Source organism: Candidatus Velamenicoccus archaeovorus (genome assembly GCF_004102945.1).
Classification (GTDB): domain Bacteria; phylum Omnitrophota; class Gorgyraeia; order Velamenicoccales; family Velamenicoccaceae; genus Velamenicoccus; species Velamenicoccus archaeovorus.
Window position 1 is genome coordinate 753804 of sequence record NZ_CP019384.1, and the last position, 23731, is coordinate 777534.

Annotated in this window: 20 protein-coding genes; 16 read left to right on the forward strand and 4 right to left on the reverse strand. The window is 43.3% G+C overall.

Annotated features, from left to right (window positions below; genetic code table 11):
- Window positions 1-6: 6 nt before the first annotated feature.
- The 11 genes from BU251_RS03205 to BU251_RS03255 all read left to right on the forward strand — a co-directional run bounded on the left by BU251_RS03205 (window position 7) and on the right by BU251_RS03255 (window position 8739).
- Window positions 7-930, forward strand: a complete 924-nt coding sequence (locus BU251_RS03205; protein ID WP_128699459.1) for a malate dehydrogenase — start codon at window positions 7-9, stop codon at window positions 928-930.
- A 13-nt stretch (window positions 931-943) separates the two neighbouring features.
- Window positions 944-2236, forward strand: a complete 1293-nt coding sequence (locus tag BU251_RS03210; RefSeq protein WP_128699460.1) for a dihydrolipoyl dehydrogenase family protein — start codon at window positions 944-946, stop codon at window positions 2234-2236.
- 3 nt (window positions 2237-2239) lie between these two features.
- Window positions 2240-2914, forward strand: a complete 675-nt coding sequence (gene lipB, locus BU251_RS03215) for a lipoyl(octanoyl) transferase LipB (protein ID WP_128699461.1) — start codon at window positions 2240-2242, stop codon at window positions 2912-2914.
- Complete coding sequence (locus BU251_RS03220) at window positions 2908-3180, forward strand: biotin/lipoyl-containing protein (protein ID WP_128699462.1); 273 nt, start codon at window positions 2908-2910, stop codon at window positions 3178-3180. Before lipB ends, BU251_RS03220 begins: the two co-directional genes overlap by 7 nt.
- 192 nt (window positions 3181-3372) lie before the next feature.
- The gene (locus BU251_RS03225) at window positions 3373-3603 is read left to right on the forward strand and encodes a helix-turn-helix domain-containing protein (protein WP_128699463.1); all 231 of its coding nucleotides are present in this window, start codon (window positions 3373-3375) and stop codon (window positions 3601-3603) included.
- Window positions 3604-3660: 57 nt separating this feature from the next.
- The gene (locus BU251_RS03230) at window positions 3661-4902 is read left to right on the forward strand and encodes a beta-ketoacyl-[acyl-carrier-protein] synthase family protein (RefSeq protein WP_128699464.1); all 1242 of its coding nucleotides are present in this window, start codon (window positions 3661-3663) and stop codon (window positions 4900-4902) included.
- A complete protein-coding gene (gene fabG / locus BU251_RS03235; protein ID WP_128699465.1) occupies window positions 4892-5653 on the forward strand; it encodes a 3-oxoacyl-[acyl-carrier-protein] reductase in 762 nt (253 codons plus the stop codon). The genes BU251_RS03230 and fabG overlap by 11 nt, the downstream gene beginning before the upstream one ends.
- Before the next feature lie 28 nt (window positions 5654-5681).
- Complete coding sequence (locus BU251_RS03240) at window positions 5682-5927, forward strand: acyl carrier protein (protein ID WP_128699466.1); 246 nt, start codon at window positions 5682-5684, stop codon at window positions 5925-5927.
- A 33-nt stretch (window positions 5928-5960) separates the two neighbouring features.
- Complete coding sequence (gene fabZ, locus BU251_RS03245; protein ID WP_128699467.1) at window positions 5961-6392, forward strand: 3-hydroxyacyl-ACP dehydratase FabZ; 432 nt, start codon at window positions 5961-5963, stop codon at window positions 6390-6392.
- Entirely contained in the window at window positions 6389-7627 is a 1239-nt protein-coding gene (locus BU251_RS03250; RefSeq protein ID WP_128699468.1) for a beta-ketoacyl-[acyl-carrier-protein] synthase family protein, read from the forward strand. Before fabZ ends, BU251_RS03250 begins: the two co-directional genes overlap by 4 nt.
- A 14-nt stretch (window positions 7628-7641) precedes the next feature.
- Entirely contained in the window at window positions 7642-8739 is a 1098-nt protein-coding gene (locus BU251_RS03255) for an SDR family oxidoreductase (RefSeq protein ID WP_128699469.1), read from the forward strand.
- On the opposite strand, the gene BU251_RS03260 is transcribed toward BU251_RS03255, so the two are convergent.
- A complete protein-coding gene (locus BU251_RS03260) occupies window positions 8736-8987 on the reverse strand; it encodes a hypothetical protein (protein WP_128699470.1) in 252 nt (83 codons plus the stop codon). The genes BU251_RS03255 and BU251_RS03260 overlap by 4 nt on opposite strands.
- Before the next feature lie 149 nt (window positions 8988-9136).
- On the opposite strand from BU251_RS03260, the gene BU251_RS03265 reads away from it, so the two are divergent.
- Entirely contained in the window at window positions 9137-10921 is a 1785-nt protein-coding gene (locus BU251_RS03265; protein ID WP_128699471.1) for a sensor histidine kinase, read from the forward strand.
- Here the strand turns inward: BU251_RS03265 and BU251_RS03270 are convergent.
- From BU251_RS03270 to BU251_RS03280, 3 genes are all read right to left on the reverse strand, one after another.
- Entirely contained in the window at window positions 10902-12407 is a 1506-nt protein-coding gene (locus BU251_RS03270; RefSeq protein ID WP_338140999.1) for an ATP-binding protein, read from the reverse strand. The genes BU251_RS03265 and BU251_RS03270 overlap by 20 nt on opposite strands.
- 109 nt (window positions 12408-12516) lie before the next feature.
- Window positions 12517-12879 carry a response regulator gene (locus BU251_RS03275; protein ID WP_128699473.1) on the reverse strand — a complete coding sequence of 121 codons (363 nt, stop codon included), beginning with the start codon at window positions 12877-12879 and terminating at the stop codon, window positions 12517-12519.
- 36 nt (window positions 12880-12915) lie between these two features.
- Window positions 12916-13473, reverse strand: coding sequence for a helix-turn-helix domain-containing protein (locus tag BU251_RS03280; protein ID WP_128699474.1), 558 nt, complete (start codon window positions 13471-13473; stop codon window positions 12916-12918).
- Window positions 13474-14029: 556 nt separating this feature from the next.
- Between BU251_RS03280 and BU251_RS03285 the strand changes: the two genes are divergently transcribed.
- The 4 genes from BU251_RS03285 to BU251_RS03300 all read left to right on the forward strand — a co-directional run bounded on the left by BU251_RS03285 (window position 14030) and on the right by BU251_RS03300 (window position 23563).
- The gene (locus BU251_RS03285; RefSeq protein ID WP_128699475.1) at window positions 14030-15916 is read left to right on the forward strand and encodes a SpvB/TcaC N-terminal domain-containing protein; all 1887 of its coding nucleotides are present in this window, start codon (window positions 14030-14032) and stop codon (window positions 15914-15916) included.
- A 69-nt stretch (window positions 15917-15985) separates the two neighbouring features.
- Window positions 15986-22084, forward strand: a complete 6099-nt coding sequence (locus BU251_RS03290) for an RHS repeat domain-containing protein (RefSeq protein ID WP_128699476.1) — start codon at window positions 15986-15988, stop codon at window positions 22082-22084.
- Window positions 22085-22092: 8 nt separating this feature from the next.
- Window positions 22093-22707 carry a hypothetical protein gene (locus tag BU251_RS03295; RefSeq protein ID WP_128699477.1) on the forward strand — a complete coding sequence of 205 codons (615 nt, stop codon included), beginning with the start codon at window positions 22093-22095 and terminating at the stop codon, window positions 22705-22707.
- 262 nt (window positions 22708-22969) lie between these two features.
- Window positions 22970-23563, forward strand: a complete 594-nt coding sequence (locus tag BU251_RS03300) for a class I SAM-dependent methyltransferase (RefSeq protein WP_128699478.1) — start codon at window positions 22970-22972, stop codon at window positions 23561-23563.
- Window positions 23564-23731 lie beyond the last annotated feature (168 nt).

The window sequence follows — 23731 nt, forward strand, 5'->3', positions numbered from 1 at the left end:
CTTATCATGAAAAAAGTCGCTATCATTGGCGGTGGTTTTGTGGGCGGGACAGCGGCAATGCGCATTGCCGAGAGCGGTCTCGCCCAAGTTGTTTTGGTTGATGTTGTCGAGAATGTTGCGCGGGCCAAGGCTTACGACGTGGAAGATGGGCGTTATGCGCTCGGCGTAGATGTGCGCATCGAAGGCACATCAGACATGAAGGCCTTGGCGGAAGCGGACATTGTTGTCGTGACGGCCGGACTGCCGAGAAAACCCGGCATGACCCGGGAAGATCTTTTACTAAAGAACGCCGACATCATGAAAACCGTCTGCCGCGGGATCTCGCAACACGCTGCAGGTTCCCTCGTGATTGTCGTGAGTAATCCCCTGGATGTCATGACATACCTGGCTTATAAGTTGACAGGGTTTTCGCGTCAACGGGTTTTCGGCATGGGGGTGAACCTGGATTCATCCCGCTTTGCCAATTTGATCGCCGGAAAGCTTTTTGTCGGCATTGATAGCGTCCATGCCATGGTGATCGGCAGCCATGGTGAGACGATGATGCCTTTGGCAAGGTTTGCTACGGTGCGAGGCAAACCCTTGTCGGAATTGCTCACGGCTGCAGAGATCGAAGAGATTGTCGCGCGGACAAAAAAGCGCGGCGCCGAGATTGTTTCCCTTTATGGGAGTGGCAGCGCTTATTTTGCCCCATCGGCCGCGATTTTCGAGATCGTCAGGACGGTCCTTTCGGGCACTTCCAAGGAGATATCGGCAAGTATCTGTCTTGAAGGGGAATACGGCCTTCGTGACGTGGCGATCGGTGTCCCGGCGCTCATCGGTCCCGAGGGTGTCGAACGGATCCTGGCTTTGGATTTGAACGAGGCGGAAAGCAAGTCCTTGGCGGATTCCGCCGACGCTATCAAGAGTTCCATCAAGTTGCTTAAGGTTTGACGTAGAGCGCGGCATGCCTCAAGGCCGCGCCGGTTTGTTATATCCGCGAGCCATCATGACGTACGATCTTTCCATCATAGGCGCCGGGTGGGCTGGTTTTAACGCCGCGATCGCGGCAGCGCGTCTAGGCAAGACCGTCTGCCTGATTGAAGAGAATGAGATCGGCGGCACCTGTCTTAACCGCGGCTGCATTCCTACCAAGGTCTTCGTTGCAGAATCCAGAAAGAATTCGAACCTTTCCGAGATCCAAAGGAGAAAGACAGAAGTTATAGCCCGGCTTTCCCAGGGGATGAATTATCTTTTGAAATCGCATAATATCACATGGGTCCAGGGCCGCGGGATTTTGCTGGGACCCGGAGCGGTTTCTGTCGGCGGCAAAGGAGAGGTCAAGTCAAAATTTGTCCTTTTGGCCACGGGGTCGGAGCCAAAGGAGATTTCCAGAAACCCGTTTGATCGCCAAAGGGTTGTTTCCAGCGACGATGTCTTGAATTGGGAGGTTGTCCCCGGGACGCTTTTGATTGTTGGCGGAGGTTTCATCGGTTGCGAATTTGCATCGATATTCCGCCGCTTAGGGGCGCAGGTGACGGTCGTTGAGATGCTCGACAGGCTCTTGCCGAATATGGACGAGGAGCTGGGTAAAAAACTGGCACAGGCTTTTCAGAAACAAGGCATAAAAGTCATGCTCAAGACGGGCCTGGAACAGGCGGATCCGGATTCATATGAAAAAGTCCTGGTCGCTGTCGGCCGCAAGAGCCGCTTGGAAGACGTCTGTGCCTCATCCTGTTCTTTGCGCGCGGAAAAAGGAGCAATCGATACAGACCGCACGCTGGCGACGAGCATGAAGCATGTTTTTGCCGCCGGCGATTGCGTGGGAGGATATCTTTTGGCCCATGTGGCTGCCTATGAGGGAGAGTTGGCTGTCTCCAATATGTTTCAAAAGGCACAGAACAGGGATTACGGCGCCGTTCCTTCCAGCGTCTTTACAACACCTGAGGTGTCTTCTGTGGGTTTGACTGAGCAGGAAGCCAAGGCTTTCGGCGCGGATTATGAGACGAAGACCATTTTTTATCTTTCTTTGGGGATGGCCCATGTCCTTGGTGATACGCAGGGGTTTGTGAAGGTTGTTGTCGACAGGAGAAAAAAACTCATCCTTGGGGCCAGCATCGTGGGTCTTGAGGCTGCAGAACTGGTAAATTTGTTTTCTGTCATCATCAAGAACAAAATAGGCATCCCCGACCTGAAAAGGACTGTTTTTGCCCACCCCAGTTTAAGCGAGATTGTCTCTGAACTTGCCAGAGCGTTTTGACCCATGGCTTACGCAGATCTCCCGCTGAAAGTACTGAATCTCGGCTTGATTCCATATGCCGAGGCTTGCAATTTGCAGAAAAAGCTAGTCGAGGAGGTGGCCTGCGGGGTGTCTGTAAACACGCTTCTTGTTTGTCAGCATCCTGCGGTGATCACTTATGGCCGGCGCTGCGGCCATGACCACATCCTTGTTTCGGAAAATGAGATCAGGCGTAGGGGTATCGAGCTATGCCAGACGGATCGCGGCGGCGACGTCACTTATCATGGTCCTGGCCAAGCGGTATTTTATCCTATTTTCGATCTTAAAAAGATAGGCCAGGATCTGCATTATTATATGAGGATGCTTGAAGAGGCCGCCATCGCGCCTTTAAAAGAGCATTTTGGGTTGAACGCTTATCGCAGGGAGGGAATGACCGGCGTCTGGATTGGTCCTTACAAAGTTGGTTTTATCGGCATTGCCGTCAAGAAATGGGTTTCCTATCACGGCATGTCGTTGAACGTAGGCGTAGACCCGGAATTCTTTTCTTTGATCAAACCCTGCGGGTTGGATGTGAAAGTGGCTTCAATCAATGATTTTTTCAGTGACGAGGTTCAATTGGAAACGATTTGTGATATGATAGTTGAACAAATGGCCCATGTTTTTCAATTTGAAGTGACAGGAGGCAGCAGGCAATGGTAAAGGTATATCTGCCGGAATTAGGAGAAGGTGTCGCCAAGGCCACCGTTTCTTACTGGTATGTGGAAGAAGGCGCGACGGTCACGGAAGGCAGCGAGTTGGTCGAGGTGTCTACGGACAAAGCGACCTTTAATGTTCCTGCGCCCTGCTCAGGGAACGTGATCGAGATCGTGGCCCACGAAGGCGATGTGGTGGAGATTGGTGCCGTACTTGCCGTGATCGAAGAAGATACAGTTTCGGAGTCCGAAGAAGAAGCCGAAGGCGCATAGCGTTTTTCCGGATGGGCAATTGATCCAGGCCCTGCCTGAAGGAAATCAGGCAGGGCCTTGTTTTTTTGCCGTCTTGTTCCTTCCCAGAGATGCCCTCATTCTCTCTCTAGGATATTGACTAAGCCGTTTATTTGCGGTATTTTAAACTATAATCCATTGTGTTTGGTTGTGTTTGTCAGTTTGTGGAGCGATATGGTTTACCATCTGGAGATCCTGGAAGCCAAAGAAGTTGCGGATTACCTGCATTTGCATATCTTTACGGTGCATAAGCTTGCGCGGCAAGGTATCCTTCCGGCATTCAAGATTGGTCATGGATGGAGATTTAGAAAAGCAGCTCTCGATAAGTGGATACGCCTGAGAGAAGGAAGAGAAAGGCAGAGGCGACCAGTCAAGGCCCCTTTGAAAAAAGGGGTTTTTTATTGAGGCCACAATTTGGTCTGCGGCCAGAGGGCTAAGTCAGGCGTAAGTCCAGGGGTTTTCATGAAACACACAGAGATCGTCATCACAGGCATCGGCGTTGTTGCCTCTAACGGTATAGGAAGGGAAGCTTTTTGGGGCGCCCTTCGGAAAGGAGTGAGCGGCATCAAGCCGGTGAGTCTTTTTGATACGGGTTCTATAAAATCCAAGCAGGCCGGCGAGATCAAGGATTTTGATGCCAAGCTTTATCTGGGAGATAAAGGGCTTCGTCTTCTTGATCGTTCGACGAAACTTGCGAATGTGGCGGCCAAGCTTGCTTTGGACGACGCGCATTTTACTGTCACAGAGGAGAACACAGACGAAACGGGGGTTGTCCTGGGGACGACATTGGGGAGCGTCTGGAGCATCAGCGAGTTTGACAAGACGGCCCTTGTTGAGGGGCCGAGATATGTCAACCCGGCTCTTTTTCCCAATACCGTCATCAATTCGCCAGCCAGCCAGATATCCATCCGTTTCGGTATCAAGGGGTTTAATACGACGATTGCCACAGGTTTTACGTCGAGCATGGACGCTTTAAAATACGCCTGTGATTTTATCCGCCTGGGCCGCGCCAAGGCGGTTCTGGTGGGCGGCGTGGAAGAGCTTTGCCTGCAGACATATCTCGGTTTTTATAAGCTCCAGTTCCTTTCAGGGTCAAAAGACGATGACCAGGAATTGAATTGTCCTTTTGACTGCAGGCGTAATGGCATTGTTTTCGGGGAAGGGGCAGCAATGCTGCTTATTGAAGATGCGGAGGCTGCCCGAGCCCGCGGCGTGCGTATTTATGCCAGGATTTCTTCCCTGGGCTATGAATTCGTTCCTTACCGCATCAACAAATATCATCGGCTTGGCACAGGCATCCGTAAGGCTATGAAAGAGGCCCTGGGGGCCGCCGATCTGGATGTCGAAGACGTCGATTACATCAGCGCTAACGCGAATTCCACGCCTGAAGCGGACAGGATCGAGGCGGTGGCGATCCGGGAGGTTTTCGGCTCAACGGCCCAAAAGATACCTGTAACTGCAATCAAGTCGATGGTGGGAGAGACGTTCAGCGCTTCCGGCGCCATGCAGCTGGCGGCGGCATCAGGGAGTATCAAAGAGGGCTTTATCCCTCCGACACTGAATCTCAGGGAAAAGGACCCACAGTGCACCCTCAATTGCAAGGACGGCATATCGCAGAAAGCGGACATCCGTCATGTCCTTATCAGCTGTTTTGGGCCCAGCGGAGTGAATACGGCGGTTGTCCTGTCAAAATATGAAAAATAACGAGTTGCTTAAGGACCGGATCGGCATTGTTTCGGGCGGCACGAGGGGGATCGGCCGCGCGATCGTCAAGGAGCTTGTCGCCGCAGGCGCAAAAATCGCTTTTACCTACGTCAAAAGCGATGCCGAAGCAAAAAAACTTCTCCAGGAAATCGCGGCTGCAGGTTCCGAGGCCCTGAGTTTCAAGGGTGATGTGCGCGATTACGACACGTGCCGGGATTTCGTGGAGCAGGTCAAGGCCTATTTCGGCGGTTTGGATTTTCTTGTCAACAATGCCGGTATCACGCGCGACAAGGCTTTTATGACGATGGAAAAAGAAGATTGGAAGGACGTCATCGATGTCAACCTCACCGGCTGTTTCAATATGGCGCGTTCGTGCATTGTGACTTTTCTCAAGCAGAAGGAAGGCAATATCGTCAACATTTCGTCCATCAGCGGGATTTCAGGCATTGCGCGGCAGGTGAACTATTCGGCATCCAAAGCGGGTATCATCGGCCTGACGCGTGCCCTGGCCCAGGAAGTCGCGCCCTACAATATCCGCGTCAATTGCATAGCACCGGGCTTTATTGAAACTGACATGTTAGGCATCCTCAAGGAGGAACTCAAGGATAAATTCCGCCGGGCCGTCCCTTTGGGCCGGTTCGGCAATCCACAGGATATAGCCAAGACCGTTTTATTTCTCTTAAGCGAGCAGTCCAATTACATCACGGGCCAAGTCATCAAGGTTGATGGCGGCCTGCATACGAGCAATTGACAACACGGTGAATAGGAGGGACTGACAAATGGCGCCTAGCATAAAGGATGAAATCCTTGAGATCGTTGCCACGGTTATCGAAAAAGAAGCTGGAGACATTTCTCTTGACGCTCATCTTGTGCAGGAAGTGGGGGCAGATTCCATGATGGCGCTTGAGATCCTGGCGGCCTTGGAAAAAAAGTATCATATTGTTGTCCCCGAAGAAAGACTCAAAGAGATGACAACTGTTAACAAAATTATTCAGATGGTTGAGACGGCCAGGAAAAGAGGGTGATGGCTAATCGATCTCTATGAGAAAGGATAGAATATGGTTTTGGAAATAGAAGATATTAAAAAACTTATTCCCCAACGGTTCCCGTTTTTAATGATTGACAGGGTCCTGGAGGCTTCGCCTGAAAAGGTTGTTGCCATCAAGAACGTCACAGCCAGCGAGCAATTTTTTAAAGGCCACTTTCCCGGACAGCCTATTATGCCGGGTGCTCTTGTCATCGAAGCCATGGCGCAAACAGGCATTATTCTCTACAAACAAAAATTTGCTAATGACAAGGTGCTCTTTCTCGTTTCCGTCAAAAGCCGCTTTTTAAAGCCCGTTATCCCTGGTGACCAAATGATGATTACGGTTGAACCCATAAAGATGATGTCTAGAATGGGAATTTTTAACGCCATCATCACGATTGAAGATCGCAAGATCGCCGAGGCAGAGATTGCCTTTGGTTCTCAGGACGCCAAATCTATATGAAACCGTCGGTTAGATCTAAGGGTGAAAAGCGTCGTGTTGTCGTGACAGGGCTCGGTGTTGTATCTTCTTTAGGCATCGGAGTTCCGGAGTTTTGGAAGAATCTCATCGCTGGTAAGTCGGGCATCTCTGATATCGAGTCTTTCGATACCTCGGATTATCCTGTCCATAAAGGCGGAGAAGTTAAAAATTTCCACCCCGAAGATTTTATCGACAAGCGAAAAATCAGACATTTGGGGCGTGCCTCCCAGATGGCCATCGCCGCGGCAAAATTAGCCACGAAAGATGCCTTGCTTAAAAAAAATAATATTATTCAAAGTGGCATTTTCGTAGGAACAACAATGGGGGAAATTCAAGAGCTTGAGGAGATGAATTTAGGGTGGCTAAAAACTGGACATTTGTCTATCGATAAATCTTCAATTTTTTTATTTCCCACAAATGTTATCGCCGTCAACGCAGCGTTAGAATTAAAATGTCAAAAATATAATTTTATGATGCCGACTGCATGTGCGTCCGGAAATTATTCGATAGGTTTTGCTTTTGATTTAGTGAAAAAGGGCGAGCTGAATGTTGCTTTGGCAGGAGGGTCGGATTCATTTTCACGAATTGCTTTTACAGGATTTAATCGACTTATGGCTATGGCTCCTGAGAAGTGTCAGCCATTTGACAAAAATCGTAAAGGCATGATGTTAGGAGAGGGGGCAAGTATATTAATTTTAGAATCATTAGAGTATGCAGAAAAAAGAGGCGCTAAAATTTATGCAGAAATTTTAGGTTATGGTTTAAGTTGCGATGCGCATCATATGACTCAACCGGCAGAAGAAGGTATCGTTAGTTGTATGAAAAAAGCTCTTAAAGAATCAAACATTTCAGCAGGAGAGGTCGATTATATTAGTACGCATGGGACAGGCACATTGCAAAATGATAAAGTCGAATGTGCTGCCCTTAAAAAAGTTTTTGGTAAGAGATTAAAAAGTATTCCGTGTAGTTCTATTAAGTCCATGCTTGGTCATACGATGGGTGCGGCTTCTGCCATGGAGGCGGTTGTTTGTTGTCTAGTGATTAAGGATGGTATTTTCCCCCCGACAATTAATTATGAAACACCGGATGAAGATTGTGATATTAATTGTGTGCCTAATAAATCAGAAGGAAGAAAGATTAATATTGCTTTGAATAATTCTTATGCGTTCGGCGGAAATAATTGTTGTGTAATTTTTAAAAGATTTATATCTTTCTGAGAAGAATATAGACTATGTATACAAAAAATATCTTAATGACTGGTTCGACTGGTTTTTTGGGATCCTTCATTTTAAAAAATATCTTGGATGAGACTTGTCATAATGTTTTTTTGTTAATTCGAGCAAAAAATCAGGATGAGGCTTTGATACGGCTAAAAAAATTAATATTTCGCATTTATAAAGAAGATCGGTTTACGCGTTATAATAAGCGGCTTGAAGTTTTCTGCGGCGATCAGACTCAATCTTGTCTTGGCTTGAGTAGAAAAAAATATTTTAGCCTTTTTAAAAAAATTAATGAAATATATCATTGTGCTGCCTTGACTGAATTTAATGAGCCTTGGGAGAAAGTTTATAAAGTCAACGTTTGTGGAACAGAAAATATTTTTAAATTTGCTTATTCATGTAATAAATTTACAAAATTAAATTATATCAGTACTGCTTTTGTCGTTGGTAATTCTAGGATACACTTCACTGAAGTTGATTTGAGCACGAATCAAAATTTTAATAACACATATGAAAAAAGTAAATATGAGGCAGAGTTACTAGCAAAAGATTTTATAAAAAAGGGGCTAAAAATAGCAATTTATAGACCAAGCATTGTTGTTGGTGATTATTTAAGTGGAGAGACAACCAATTTCAGAATGTTTTATAAGCCATTTAGATCTCTTTCGTTAGGTTTATTTGCCGAGCTTCCTTTAAATAAGGACGGCTATTTAAATTTAATACCTGTAGATTATGCCGCCAGGGCCATTTTTACCTTGGCTGAAAACGAAGATTCAGCAGAAGTCTATCACATAGTAAATCCAAGACATTTCTCTTTGCCTTATCTTATGGATTTTGCTGCTGATTTTTTTGGCTACAAAAATCCAAAATTTATTTCTCTGGGAGAATTTGATTCAAACCACCTGACCGCTATTCAAAAGAAGATATTAAAAATTTATTTACCTTATTTCACCTATGGGGCATTATTTTTTTCTGAGAAAACCCAGAAAATTTTGGCAAGACATCATTTTTTCTATCCAGATACATCCAAGGGTTTCCTTGAACGTATCTTTAATTTTTGCATTAAAAGTGGGTATATTAACTCTAAAAAGCTTAATAAGGTTTTTTAAATGAATACTTTTTCTTTGTCAGGTTTGATATTAGGTTTAACTTGTTTGTTTCTAGTTATAATTTCTGAAATTAAGGGTAAATCTTTATTGCATCGAGTTTGGTCTTTATTCAATATTGCCGTTGGAAGTTGGGGGGCAGGATCATTTTTTATAGGACGTATTAAAAATCCAGATGTAGCATTGTTAACATGGAGATTCACTGAAATAAGCGTAGCATTCATTGCTGTTTTTTTTTCTTCATACAACATATCTAATTTGTAATTTAAAAAATAGGTCTTTATTATATTTTGCCTATTTCCAGGGGTTCATTTTTTCACTGCTTTCGATAACTTCTAATACATTTTTTTCTGGGACTTATTTAATTTTTGGACAGTTTTATTATGCCTTACCAGGAGTATTGTTTTATGTTTTTTTCTTTATATGGATGGCTTTGGTCGGATATAGTCAGTACTGTTTGTTTATTTCTGTAATCCAGAGTAGGGGGAAGCTAAGAAATCAAATTCTTTATTTTGCCATTGGAACAATCTTAGGATTTTCGGGTGGCTTAACAAATTTTTTCCCTCATTTTAGAATTAATTTTTATCCTTTTGGTAATTTTACCATTCCTATTTATTGTCTTATTGTAACGTATGCCATTTTGAGATACCGTTTGTTAGATATTAGCATTGCCGTAACTCGAACTAGTATTTTTGTAGCTGTTTATTCTTTGATTCTTGGTCTGCCTTTACTCGTTATTTATTATTTACAGAATCAGTTGGTAGGTTTGTTAGGCGTTTCTTGGTGGATTGTTCCTTTTTTATGTTCTACCGCTCTTGCTACTTTGGGGCCTTTCTTATACATTTATTTTGATAGAAAGGCAGAGGAAAGATTATTAAAAGAACAAAAAAAATATCAAAGCATTTTGAAAGGTGCTTCTGCCGGTATGATCCGGATTAGAAATTTAGATGTGCTTTTAAAACTTATAGTCTACGTTGTCACAAAGATTGTTAAGATACAGCACGCTTCTGTATATCTTTTTGATCTCGAGAATCAACAATTTTCAGTAAGGGCTTCCCGATCATCAAAAGAATCTAATATAAAATTCTTTAATATTGATTTACAGTCTGTTTTAATAAAAAAGCTAATGTCTGAAAAAGAGCCTCTCGTTACGGAAGAAATTGCTCTGCGGTTAAGAGATGATCCAAATAATTATTATTTAATTAAATTAATGGAAGAACTATTTTCTTTAAGTGCTGCCTTGGTTATTCCTAGCTTTGTAGAAGATCGACTCATAGGTATTCTGGTTTTAGGAGAAAAACGTTCCAGGGAGCTTTACTCGCAAGATGATTTCGCTGTTTTTTCTGTTTTGGCCAACCAGGCAGCTTTGGCCATTGAGAACGCCCAATTTTATGAAGAAATTAGAAAGACTCAGGAATCACTCTTTCAGGCAGAAAAAATGGCAACGATCGGTACTATGGCCGATGGCTTATCTCATCAGATCAACAACAGGTTCCACGCTCTTTCTTTGATTGCCGGCGATGCCATGGACGTTCTAAAAACTTATGATTGTTCTCAGCACAACGAAGAGACAAGGCAGATATTCAATGATCTCAAGAATTCGCTGGAGCGTATTCAGGCTAATGTTTTGCAGGGAGGAGAAGTAGTAAGAGGTTTGCTTAAATATTCTCGGCCAGGAGAATGTGGTTTCGAAAGGATTTCCTTCAAGGAAGTTCTGGATGGCGCAGTGGAGATGGTGAGCTATAAGATCAAGCTCAGAGAAATCGATTTCGTTAAAGACATGCCATCACATCTTCCTTGTCTCAATGCTAATATTGTTCAATTACAGGAAGTTTTCTTCAATTTGATAGATAATGCCTACGATGCCATTAAAGAACGTCAAATGATTTTAAACGAGCATCATTATCGGGGAAGAATCGAAATATCGGTCATGACTGATCAAACTTTTTTTCATATTAATGTGCAGGACAATGGGATAGGAATTAAGCCTGAAGACAAACAGAAAGTGTTTACGCCTTTCTTCACCACAAAAGCAACAGCAAAAAAGGGGACAGGGTTAGGTCTCTATGTTATTCAAAAAATCATCTCTGCTCATGACGGACAGATTAGAATGAATTCTGTTTATCGGTCCGGGACTTGTTTTACGATCAGCCTTCCTATTAAGCCTAGGCTCGCAGCAGCCTGATTACCACTGTTGTTCCTGTATTTAATTCACTTTCAACTTCAATTTCTCCCTTATTATTTTTTATGATTTGATGACTGATGGCAAGACCTAATCCAGTGCCTTCGTCTTTTGTGGTGAAAAAAGGATTAAATATGTTTTTCATGTCTTTTTTTGGAATTCCGCAGCCCTCATCTTTTAGGATAATCTCGATTTGCTTAGTATTTTTTACTTTTGTTGCGATGTGTATTTTTCCGCCACGGGGCATTGAATCTAAGGCATTCAGAATAACATTAAAAAAAACTTGTTTAATCTGTGCGGCGTCAACAGCTACCATCAAATTATGGTCCGTACATTCTTCAATCAGTGTTATCTTCCGTTTTAAAAAATCATTACTCATTAATTCAAGTGTTTCTCTAACTATGCCGCAAATATTTACAGATTTTAAAATAGGAGGCGTCGGTTTTGAAAAGTCGAGTAACTTGTGGACAATGTTGTTTATTCGATCGACCTCGGCTGGAATAATTTTTGAAAATTTAGTTACGAAGTCTTCTTCTTTAAATTTTTTAGGTAAAAATTCAGAAAATGTCTTTAAAGTTGTAAGAGGATTTTTTATTTCATGAGCTAAACCTAGCGCTAATGCACTGGCAGCCTTGAGTCGTTCTGAGCGTTCAAGCTCTTGTTTAAGTAGTTCATTTTCTTTTGCGATTTCTTCTGGGCTTTTTCCTAGGAAAATTTTATCGACAAAAGTTTGGATTTTTTGCCGGAGTGGGTTAAATAAAAGTGCCATTAAGAAAGCTGAGAAAAGACTTAGCAAGAAAGATTGGTATCCGATGATTCCTCTAAATAGCGACTCAATGATAATTATTAATAATAAATATATTGCGCTTAAAATAGCAATCAGAATTGAATAGAGCAATCCCTTTTTATATATGATTTCAATGCCGAACATTTTATGTCGGAATACTGCATATGTGAAAATCAAACAGTAGGCAACTATTCCTAAGTTTGCAAATTGAAAAAAGGGAGGATTGTACATATAGAAAAAGTTGATTGCTCCACTTGAGCAACCTAAGATAGTTAATATGATAAGCAATCTAATATCTTTTCTTTTGTTTTGATCTTGCCAATAAAAAGTGATAAGACAAAAATGGGCATAGGTTACGATTATTGTCCACAAAGCATACCATAGAAAATAGTATTTTCCCGAAAAAGGAATTAAAACACCCAGATGGTTTTCAAAATAGTCACCTAATATTAGATTAGTAGTTAATAATACGATACTGCATATAATGGCCTGAGTATAAGATAATATTAGAATCAAATAATTTCGTCTACCGATTAATAATAAAATTGCATGCAAGAGAAAAACCGAAATGAAACTTACTCCGCAATCCCCAATTTTCCAACTTAATAGGGCAATTTTCTCATATGAAAAAAAATTAAGAAAAGAACTTATTGTTGATCCGACAGCCCATATAAATACGGAAAAATTGAAAAATAACCACATTTTGTGAAAATTGACATTATTATATTTTAATAGAATGAGAATTAAGAATAATTCTGCTAAAGTTAGAACAAGACTTGAAATGAAAAACCAGTTTATTGAAAACATGACATTAGCAGAGATTGTTTACTTTTCTGAGAATTTCTTTTGAAGCAAAGGGTTTTGGGATGTAGTCATTGACTCCGATACATATAGCTTCTTGAGCAATTTCAGGACTGGCGTAGCCGGTGACTATAATGATTTTGATATCTGGACAGGCGCGTTTAATCTCTTGAGTAATCTCGAGACCATTTTGTTTTGGCATTTTAATATCCAGAAGGACTAGTTTGACATCTTGCTCGCATTCAAGTTTTTCAAGACATTCCTTACCGTTGCAGCTAAAGATGAGGTCATAATCATTTTCCAGAATAAGTTTTAAGGATTCTCTGATGCCTTCCTCATCATCACATATTAAAATTCTTTTTTTAGCTGTCATGTTTCCTCCTCTGCTGGAAGTTTATAGATTATCTGATTATAATGCGACCGGGCTAACGACAGTGATCAGCTTTGCAGGTTTTGAGCCGGTGTTTTTGACAGAGTGAGGGAGGGATGCATCGAAGTAAGTGCTGCCATTTTTTCTAAGCTGATAGGTTTTGTCCCCGATCTTTAAATCCGTTTCCCCTTCGATGCAAAAGATGAATATATCCGTTCCGGGAAGGTTTTCTTCTGTCGGCGTGCCTTTTTGTGGTTCGATGATCAAAAGCTGGGGAAGCATTTTCTTCTTCCCTGTCTGTTTGGCTAGAATGAAGGCCGATACCTTTTCGTCATAATTAAAAACTTCCGCATCCTTAATCGTCTTTTCATCAAAGGCGACGACTTTTTCTTCGGCATTCTCCAGCCCCTTATAAAGTTCTCCCAAGTTTACACTTAATGCGTTGCAGATTTTAAGGTGCGTATTGAGATTGCCGGTTGTCACGCCGTTCTCAATGCGGCTCAATGTGGCCTTGGCAACTCCGGAAAGTTCAGCGAGTTTATCCAGCGTGAGATCTTTTTGTTTCCTCAGTGCTTTAAGTTTTTCACCTAATTTCATATTTTGCTCCGTGAAATTGATTGCACAGAATGAATTTTCCCCGTGCTAAAGCACGGGGTTTCTTCCCTGGAGACCTGCGCATCGTAAGATATCGGAAAGATTTCTTGCCCGGTAGCTCTGGGCACGAAATTTTTCCTCTACTCGCGGGGTTACCCAAAAAGGGCAGACCTTCCTCCTTCCACATAAAATAAAAGAAGGGTCTAATCTTCGCCGCATTTCCGCCATCACAACTTAGGCGGACCCGCCGATCTTTAGTGGCGGGCATCCCCGGCTTTTAAGCTGGGGATTTCTGCGTCTCGATTAAAATGTTTGTTATGCAGATAAATCTTATCCTTGATTCCTTGTGTAGAAACAAAATACCACAACTGGAACAGAAAGTCAAACAACAACGGAAATATTTTAGTACAAAATTTGAAAAATAACTTGAACGTATCATTTTGTAAAGCAACAATTTAAGCGTTTTGTTCCATTTATGGAAAAATATTAGTTGACATAAATGGAACAACATGTATACTCGTTATTGCAACAAAATTAGTCTACCCTTAAATCAGCAAACATGATCGTATTTGAGTTCCAAGAAAAACTCGCCGAACAATTCCTCAGAAAAGGCATGCCTCGTCATTGTGGGTTATGTAAAGAGAATGCGGCTTGCAAGCGCCGCAATCCTGAATCCTATTGTTTATGGTTGAAACGCAGGAGAAGATCTATGGAGAAGTTACTTTTTGTTATCGGCTTGAGCCTGTTTTTGCTTTTTCCGGTTTCTGCTTTTGCGGCATCGCCAACATTAGGCGTTGTTTCTCCGGTCAACGCTGTGTTTTCGGCAGACAATTATGTCACATTTAGCGTTGCATACAGCGATTCCGATGGCTGGAAAGATATCAAAATGGCTTATATCCATGTGAATGTGTCGACCAACAAAAAAAATTCATTTGAGGCTTATTATAACCGAGCCGCCAATAAGCTTTATCTGCGAAATGATGCGAATACTTCTTGGGGGACAGGGTGTGCCCCTGGAACCGCCCGAGTGCTTGAGAATTCATATGTGAGGATGGATTGTTCGCAAACAAGCATTTCCGGTAGCGGCAAGAAGATGATGGTCCGATGGGTGGTTTCGTTTAAGGAGACGTTTTTAGGTCCCAAAAACATATATCTCTATGTGCAGGATTCACGGGGATTAAAAGCTGGCTGGACAAAAAAGGGAGTATGCACTATCGCAGAACCGGGGATAATTGTTGGACCCGGCGGAGGAGAGGTCTTTTCGTCTGATGGAAAGACAAAGTTAGTTATTCCTGCGAGAGCTTTATCTGTAGCGCGGGGATTTGAGATCCTTCCTGTTGATTCTCAAGCTGTGGAAGGCGCCGTCCCAGCTCAGACAATAGTTTTGAATGTTGTTGAGTGCAAGCCTTATGGTTTGGTTTTTAATGTCCCCGTTCAACTTATTTATCGACTCGATCAAGCCGGTATTCCAGGGACGCCGGTTGAATTGGGGCTCTACGATAGCGTACGGCAAAAGATCAATTCTACGGGGAAGACATCGGTAATTTCTTCAGATGGCTATAGCGTGACTTTTTCGGTTGATCATTTTTCTACATATGCGGTTTTGATGAGTTTGGTTTCTCAGGGTGAGCCGATCGGTGGCGGCGTAAAGATTCCGTTGCCGGACCTTTTGACAGGAGCATTCAGTCGAAGTTTTCCGATAACGGTGGCCCCGGGACGAAAAGGCATACAGCCGTCGCTTGCACTTGTCTATCGTTCTTCAAGCTCAAATTCTTGGCTCGGCATGGGGTTTGATTTGAGGGCTGGATATATCGTTCGTTCTACACGACTTGGCGTGCCGACCTATGATGACACCCAAGATATGTTTTGTTTAGTCACGGATGCCGGAACAACCGAATTGGTGCATCTGGTCGATAACTTGTATCAGGCAAAAATCGAATCTTCGTTTACAAGATTCTACAAGGAAAGCAATGACAGCTGGCGAGCCCTGGGGAAAGACGGCAACATCTTAAAGTTCGGCGAGACAGAGGAAAGCAAGGAAGGGGGTTGGGGAGGAACGTTCAGCTGGTATTTGACGAAGACCTTGGACACGAATGGTAATTATGTGAAATACGATTACGCTAAAGATGGCGGGAGGGCCTATTTAGCGCGTATCACTTATACAGGTAATGAAAATTCAGGCGTTGTTGGTAGGGATACGGTTGATTTTGTTTTGGGTGATCGGACGGACCATATATTTAGTTATATTGGCGGGGCCAAGATAGAAACATCCAAGCGTCTTAAAGAAATCCAGGTGAAGTGCAATGGCGATTTGGTTTGGCGTTATATCATCGGATACGGCAAAAGTGACGATACGGGTCGTTCGTTAGTAACATCATTCCAGCAGTGCGCAGGAGACGGTGTTTGTTTTCCCGGTCAAATCTTTGAGTATCAGGGCAATAATTAATCCAGTTTGCCAGAATTCCCTGTCTGCCGTGAGCGGCGGGCCAGGGCTGAGGGCAGGATAGAGGTATTTATGAGAAAAATAGTCTCGGTTGTTTTGATTTGTGCTCACATATTGGTATTCGGCGGCACCGAAGAGGCATTGGCGTTCAGCATGAGTGGTTCAACGTTGATGATGCAAAGCGGTGCCATCGTTCAGGGCGCAGGCAGTCGTGCGGCGTCGAGCTTTAGTGTTATTCAGGATGGCTTAGGCGAAGCGTGCGTTGGCGGAGGCCGTGGTGCAACTTTTATTCTGGAAAGCGGTTATATTGCAACAACTAAATCAAATCCGCCTGTATTAGCGCAGACCATCTCTAACCAGAATTGGCAGGAGAATGAACTTAAAACGAATGCGTTTGACCTGGATGATTACTTTTTGGGTTTTGACGGCCATGCCTTGGATTATTCGGTCAGCGGCAATCAGAATGTTGTGGTGCAGATAGATCCTGTGACACACGAGGTGAGTTTTTCACAATCTCCGGGATGGAATGGGACAGAGGAGGTCATATTTAAAGCAGAGGACACGGGAGGAAATTCTGTTTCTTCAAATGAGGTAACTTTGCAGGTAGAGGGCGTGGCTAATGCGCCTGTTCTTGACTTCATCCCGGACATTTATGTGGATGAGAACCAGGAAATTGTGATTACACCGCATGCGACTGACTTGGATAATGATGAGATCGTTTATGCATTTAGCGCGCCGTTCGATGCGCAGGGCCGGTGGCAGACAGACTTTGATGATGCGGGGATGTATGTCATCACTGTCACGGCCACGGATGCCACCGGCCTTGTCGCCAGTCAAAATGTTAAGGTCAATGTCAGAAACGTCAACCGTCCGCCCGTTCTAGTAATCTTGCCTGATATTACAGTTCAGGAAGGTCAATTAGCGGTTGTGACTCCTCAGGCGACTGATGCGGACGGCGATGCCGTCACTTATTATTACTCATCCCCCCTGGACATGGCAGGAAAATGGCTGACAGGATATGATGATGCCGGTTCGTATTCCTATAGTGTGACGGCTTCAGACGGTATCGATACTGTTACTAAAAATGGATCTATCGTTGTCAATAATGTCAATAGGTCCCCAGAAGCCGCTTTAACCCTGAGTGCATATACTATCAATAAAGGTGAAGATGCAGTCATTCGAATTTCGAGCAGCGATCCGGATGGAGATAGGTTAACCTTTGTTTTAAAAAAGGACGGCCAGGAAATTGCTTCCGGCGATCTGAACAACGTTTATGAGAAAACAATTTCTTTTGCTGATGCCGGAGATCATACCGTTTCTGTTATAGTGGCGGATGCGGGTGGCTTGAGCGTCGAGAGTTCGGCGGGTGTTGATGTCGTAGATCCGAGCGTCTCAACCAATCTTATATTTCCGATCATGGGCGATTTTAATGGCGATGCGTTGTGTGATTTGGGGCTATATAACGGCGCAACAGGGGTTTGGGAGGTAGCGCTTTCAGAGGGCGGTGTTTTTACGAGTGCAGCTGATTGGCTCCGGTCGGGGGCAACGACTGGTGAGATATCGCCGATAGGAGGAGATTTTAATGGTGACGGAAAAACGGATGCTGGGCTATATAACAAAACAAACGGTGAACTTCGGATTGCTCTGTCTACGGGGAGCGAGTTGTCTCCGCCCGTCTTATGGTTGGATTTCACGGAGGATCCCTCGTCGTGGCTTGTTTTTTCAGGAAATTTTAATGGCGACAAATATTGTGACTTCGGTCTCTATAATAAAGAAACGGGAGAGGTGCGGGTTGCTTTAAGTCAAGGTAGCGGTTTTGATGCCATGGCGACCTGGCTGGCTGGTTTTGGAACGAATTGTTCGGTATTAATGGGTGATTTTAATGGGGATTCTTTAGCTGATTTTTGCCTTGTCAACAAATCGAGCGGTGAATATAAAGTCGCGCTTTCCAACGGCAGGGCTTTTGTGGACGGAGGTGTTTGGATCTCAGGATTTGGGGCTGATAAGGAATCGGTTATTTCAGACTATAACAACGATGGGATTTCGGATATCGGCTATTGGGATAAGGCCAGTCAGGATTGGTATTATGCGGTTTCAACCGGAGAAAATTTTTTGACGAAAGGGCTTCTGGGAAATTACGGCAGCAGTGCCGATGAGTTTGTTGCCGCAGGAGATTTCAATGGTGACGGTATATCAGACAGGGTCAGTTATGACCATGAGTTGATCGGAATTTTGCGGTGGAAAATACAGATTATCGATCGAAGGCCGCCGGATCTGCTTCAGCGGATTGCTAACGGTATTGGTGGAAAGACGGAGATTACGTATTCTTACGCCTCTGCCGCAGATAACCCGGGTTTGCCATTTCCGGTGCAGGTAACGTCTGAGATCAAGATCATTGATACCTTGCCTCTTGGATCACCGGAAGAGTCTTACGACCAACAGTTTGTCTTTTTGGATGGCTATTATGATGCCGCGGAGCGTGAATTCCGCGGATTTGGAAAAGCCAAAGCAATTGATCCTATTACGGGAAATTACACGGAGACATTCTTCTACCAGGGTAAACCTGGTCAAGATGGCGCTCTAAAGGGGCAAATTGAAAAGATCGTCACATTCGATGGGAATGTCCGCCAAATCAGTCAGGTGACCAATACTTACGATGTCAGGAAAGCCGGTCCTGCAGATCATGTTCTTGGGTTTCCTGCTCTTATTCGTCAAGATACAACTATTTATGAAGAGGACGGTTCTGTTTTGAACACGGCTACTGAGTTTAATTACGATGCGATAGGCAATCTTCTTGAAACGAAGAGCCTTGGAGACGTTTCAAAAGAAGGCGATGAAAAAACAACGCAAACAACATATGCTCAGGCTTACCAAGACGGTTTGAATAGGCCTTTGGAAGTTTATTTGAAAGATAAAGACGGCGTTGTTGTGACGAAAAAAAGCCTTGAATACGATTCGCGTGGTAATGCGAGCAAAGAGTCTATGGCTGTCGTCAATCCTTTAACAGGTAGTCAGCTATTGGCGGTCAGCAGTTATTCATACGACATTTTCGGTAATTTGCTGACGACGACAGATGCTCTAGGCCACACGGTGGCGACGGAATATGAGACGATATTCAATTCTTTCCCCTCGACTATCACCAATGCATTAGGTCATATGGTTTCCTATGTTTATGATCCGAAATTTGGCGTGGTCAGTCAATTGATAGATCCTAATGCTAACTCGACCTTAACCTTCCACGATTCCTTCGGGCGTCCTACCCAAATCGTGGACGCAGACGGGGTAATTACAGAAGAATTTGATTATCCTGACTTTAATACAAAAATATCCCGGCAGGGCACTCTTGAGAAAAAAGAATATATCGATGGTTTGGCACGAAAATACAGGATCGTTTCAAGCGGCGAAGACGGAGAAAACAGCCGTCAGATTTCGACCGAAATCTATTATGACGACAAGGGCCGGGTTGGAAAAGAATCGATAGCGCATTATGCCGATGAGCCGGAAGCTCAGATATCATATATGAGATACGAATACGATATCCGCGGCCGGGTCAAAAAGACAATATCGGATTTCCCTGGGACGGCAAAAGATGCCGAAAACCAGATGTTTTACGTTGCACCGCTTTATACCGAGACCATCGATCCCATGGGTCATAAGAAGGGCATTCTGAAAGACGTTTATGGTAATATCATCAAGGTTACGGAATATGCCCAGGGAGGGGTTTGTGCAACAGACTATGGATATGATATCCAGAATAATTTGATCAAGGTAACGGATGCCAGGGGTAATATCTTGCAAATATGGTATGACTCTTTAGGGCGTAAGATAAAAATGGATGATCCTGATATGGGGGTTTGGACATATGAATACGATCTTGTGGGGAATTTGATAAAGCAGACTGATGCAAAGAATCAAATTTTGGAATTCAGCTATGATGAGTTAAATCGGTTGACCTGCAAGCAGGCCGGTGGGCAAATTCTGGCCACCTATATTTACGATGAAGCCGCTAAAGAAAATTGTATAGGCCGTCTCTCAAAAGTCGTGGATACTTCCGGATCGACGGCGTTCTTCTATGATAAGTTCGGCCGGGAAACAAAATCCATCAAGACTGTCGATGCCCATGCGTATGAGGTCAAAAGAGAATATGACGCGTGGAACCATTTGACAAGATTGATTTATCCGGATGGCGAAGCAGTTGAATATTCTTACGACACAAATTCCGGATTTTTGGAAAGAGTGTCCAGTGCTTCGACCCCAACGGATTACGTAAATTCAATAGACTATGACAGCCAGGGGCGTATACGCCGTATTCAATACGGTAACGGCGTAAATACAGATTATACCCATGGTCAAGACTTGAGGTTAGCGCATATATACACGGTGAGTGGTGGTGTTAATTTGCAAGACTTGAACTATATTTTTGACAAGAATGGCAACGTAGCGACCTTAACAGATAACCTGCGTAATGATATCCGTACCTACACTTATGATGAATTTGATCGCTTGATTTATGCACAGGGCATCCCCGCCGGTGCCGGAACGCGCGACCATAATTTTCAGTACGATTGTATCGGTAATATGACGTATAAGTCCGATGTCGGTTTTATGCTCTATGGTGTAAATGCCGGGCCGCATGCCATGACGTCCGCGGGCGGCTATGGTTATCAATACGATTCTAATGGAAATATGACGTCAGGGAAAAATAAAACCCTGGAATACGATACTGAAAATCGTATAATTAGGATAATCCAACCCGATGCCGTGACGTCGTTTATGTACGACGGTGATGGCGGGCGGGTAAAAAAGATCTCAATAAATCCGACAACTCAACAAACCCAAGAGACTCTTTATATCGGGTCGCTCTTTGAAATAAAAAAAGATTCGGCGGCTCCCGGCAATCAGGCAACGCAGATCAGGCACATTTTTGCCGGATCGACGATGGTCTGCAGCATTAGGTCTGTGGGCGGTGGGCCATCTACTACAGATTATTATCATGGGGATCATCTGGGATCTTCAAGTATTGTTACTGACCAGAACGGTCAGCAGGTGCAGTATTTGGAATACGCGCCTTACGGTACGGTTGCTCGCAATGAAGGTGCGGACGTCGCTGCCTATAAGTTTACAGGGAAGGAATTAGACTCGACCGGTTTATACTTCTATAGTGCGCGATACTATGATCCTGAGATCGCCAGGTTTGTCACGCCGGATAGTATCGTTCAGGCGCCATACGATCCGCAAACCCTGAATCGTTATTCCTATTGCCGCAACAATCCCCTCAAATATGTGGATCCAAGCGGCCACTCGTGGTTTAGTAAATTCTTTGGTAAAATCTTTGGTTTTATCGCTGGTGTAGTTGGAACTATATTTACTGGCAATATGATGGTTGGTTTTCAGATATTCAATTTCGTCAATTCATTTACTACTGCTGCAAATACTGGTAATTGGGGTGGATTTGCTGGTGGTTTGGCAGGTGGATTGATAGGGGGATATCTAGGAGGCGGGGTAGCTAATAGCATTTCAGGAATGCTTGGCGAACAAAGCTTTACCTTCGGCGGGGGCTTCTTGATTGGTGCTTCCGAAATGGGAGTGGCTGGTTTTGGTGGCAGTTTCGGTGGTGCGCTAGGCGACGGAGTCAGCTTTAGTGATGCCATGAAGTCGGGAGCTATGGGGTTAGGTATTGGTGCAGTAATCGGTGGCTTAATTGAGGGTTCATATCTTTCTGGAATGCAAGATTTCGCCCACGGGATGAATAGAGAATCTGTTGGGAAAGCCGCTCATGTGCAACGTCAGATGAGTCTTGAGATTGTTGAAAGACCATTGCCAAAAATAATAAAAGATTGCATGCAGGATGATGCGGGTAATCACTGGGGGTTAAGAATAAAAGATAATTACAATCAATTTAAGGGCGCATGGGATTTTGATTATATCGATCATAGTGTGGCAGGAAGTATAATTGTTGCTTATGGGGGGCGTGTTTTTGGGCTAGCAAAGTTAACAAATCAGACATGGACAATATCTATTCCGCAAAGTACTGATATAAAATATATTACAAATGTCTATGGTAATATCCAGACAAATCTTGGTCAGCATTACTATAAACTAGATTCTTATACTTGCCAGACTTGGGTGAATAACAGACTTAGTTTGAAGAATGATAACTTTTCACAATGAGTGTCTCGATGAAGAAAAGATCCCTATTTTTAATTTCTATTGTATTAGTATCTTTTATAACGCCTGGAAATTCATTCAGTGAGAATAAAAAAAACGAAAACGACGACCCATTCTGGCAATGGTTTGTTTGGAAATACGAAAATGTTTCTGAGCCACGGCAAAAAGAGGTAATTAACTATTTTAAAACAATAAATAAAATCTCTAAGGAATCTGAAAAAACTCGCTATGTGGCAAAGAATTCTTTCTGGGGAGATCCTGATATAAATAAAGCAATTTCCATAACGAAAGATTCACTGGAAAAAGCAAGAGAAATTGTTCCTCCTCAGGAATGTAAAAGACATTATGATTTAACGATTGAAATATTAAAGGAGCTCAACGTTTATCAAAAAAATAGATCTAAATTCAAAGATCCAAAAATATTTGAACAAGAAACGAAAGGAGTCATTTCCCAGGAATTATTAAATGAAGAAGCAAGGCAGAGGGAGTATTTTATTATTTTAAGAAATGTTGGATTCTATGACCATTTTTTTGATGAGGTTGTAAAATTAAAACTAATGACTAGGCAAGAAGCCAAGAAGATGCACAACGAGATCGAGGAAAAAACAACAAGACACTTTATCTGACTGACCATGGAAAATAATGGGGATGGTCCTATTTTTCAAATAAAATGGTTGCTTGCCCTCGCGCAAGGAGATCAATTCTTCAAGATGAGGGTCGCATATCGCCATAATGGATGCAGTAATTTGGCGGTGCTGTAGGTGGAATAAGCTTTGTGGCGCGCCAGAAAAGAAGTGATTGAATGAGGTGTATTATTTTTTTGCCTGAGTAATTCCATAATTGGAATAATTAAGTATATAAAATGGAACAAAGAAGAGGAAGGGAGATATGCTTTATCCGTTTAAGAATCTTTTTGATCAGAATAGACGCCTTAGGGAAATAGACAGACAAGAAGGACTATTTGGATTGAACGAAGGCCGGTTGGTTTATAAAATAGCCAGATCTCTCAAAGATCATGCTGTAGTTGTTGAGATTGGGGCCTATAAAGGCAAGTCGACCTCTTTTATCGCCGAAGGACTCAACGGAAAGAACTCAAAAATATATTCCATAGATACCTGGTTTAACGATGGCGGCATGCGCCAAACACGCGCGGATACCTTTCCGGAATTTTTAAATAATACAGCGTCCTGGAGGGGCAAGATTATTCCTTTAAGAGGGTTTTCTTCCGAGATTAGAAGATCCTGGTTGTCTGAGAAAAAGATTGATTTTTTATGGATTGACGGCGATCATTCTTACACAGGTATTAAGAAAGACATAGAAGATTGGCTTCCGTTAGTTAAGAAAAACTGTTTTGTGTGTTTTCATGATTATCGGGATGAAGCCGGTGTTAAAAAGGCCGTTGATGAGAAAATTCTGGACAGGACAATCGTATTTGTAAGAAGAGAAGGAAATATCTTTTTAACCAGGAAATTAATAGACTAGCTGGAATAACTCTTCGGTTTTTGAAGCTTGTTTTTTTAGTCTTCGTTAAAAACAAAACCCTGGAATATGACGTCGAAAATCGTATAATATGATTTGTTCTTGAGGTGCCAATTGCCGCCGGAAGAATCCCGGTTGTAAAGGAAAACACAGATTTATGCTGAGTCGGGG

Coding starts and splice junctions, on each gene's coding strand:
- BU251_RS03285 (WP_128699475.1), top strand. CDS start 14,030: ATGATCGTATTTGAGTTCCAAGAAAAACTCGCCGAACAATTCCTCAGA.
- BU251_RS03250 (WP_128699468.1), top strand. CDS start 6,389: ATGAAACCGTCGGTTAGATCTAAGGGTGAAAAGCGTCGTGTTGTCGTG.
- BU251_RS03260 (WP_128699470.1), bottom strand. CDS start 8,987: ATGTTGTATGAAGAAAAAAAAACAGCAATGAATGCTACGCTTATTTCA.
- fabZ (WP_128699467.1), top strand. CDS start 5,961: ATGGTTTTGGAAATAGAAGATATTAAAAAACTTATTCCCCAACGGTTC.
- BU251_RS03205 (WP_128699459.1), top strand. CDS start 7: ATGAAAAAAGTCGCTATCATTGGCGGTGGTTTTGTGGGCGGGACAGCG.
- BU251_RS03225 (WP_128699463.1), top strand. CDS start 3,373: ATGGTTTACCATCTGGAGATCCTGGAAGCCAAAGAAGTTGCGGATTAC.
- BU251_RS03295 (WP_128699477.1), top strand. CDS start 22,093: ATGAAGAAAAGATCCCTATTTTTAATTTCTATTGTATTAGTATCTTTT.
- BU251_RS03210 (WP_128699460.1), top strand. CDS start 944: ATGCCTCAAGGCCGCGCCGGTTTGTTATATCCGCGAGCCATCATGACG.
- BU251_RS03230 (WP_128699464.1), top strand. CDS start 3,661: ATGAAACACACAGAGATCGTCATCACAGGCATCGGCGTTGTTGCCTCT.
- lipB (WP_128699461.1), top strand. CDS start 2,240: ATGGCTTACGCAGATCTCCCGCTGAAAGTACTGAATCTCGGCTTGATT.
- BU251_RS03300 (WP_128699478.1), top strand. CDS start 22,970: ATGCTTTATCCGTTTAAGAATCTTTTTGATCAGAATAGACGCCTTAGG.
- BU251_RS03290 (WP_128699476.1), top strand. CDS start 15,986: ATGAGAAAAATAGTCTCGGTTGTTTTGATTTGTGCTCACATATTGGTA.
- BU251_RS03240 (WP_128699466.1), top strand. CDS start 5,682: ATGGCGCCTAGCATAAAGGATGAAATCCTTGAGATCGTTGCCACGGTT.
- BU251_RS03220 (WP_128699462.1), top strand. CDS start 2,908: ATGGTAAAGGTATATCTGCCGGAATTAGGAGAAGGTGTCGCCAAGGCC.
- BU251_RS03280 (WP_128699474.1), bottom strand. CDS start 13,473: ATGAAATTAGGTGAAAAACTTAAAGCACTGAGGAAACAAAAAGATCTC.
- fabG (WP_128699465.1), top strand. CDS start 4,892: ATGAAAAATAACGAGTTGCTTAAGGACCGGATCGGCATTGTTTCGGGC.
- BU251_RS03275 (WP_128699473.1), bottom strand. CDS start 12,879: ATGACAGCTAAAAAAAGAATTTTAATATGTGATGATGAGGAAGGCATC.
- BU251_RS03270 (WP_338140999.1), bottom strand. CDS start 12,407: ATGTGGTTATTTTTCAATTTTTCCGTATTTATATGGGCTGTCGGATCA.
- BU251_RS03255 (WP_128699469.1), top strand. CDS start 7,642: ATGTATACAAAAAATATCTTAATGACTGGTTCGACTGGTTTTTTGGGA.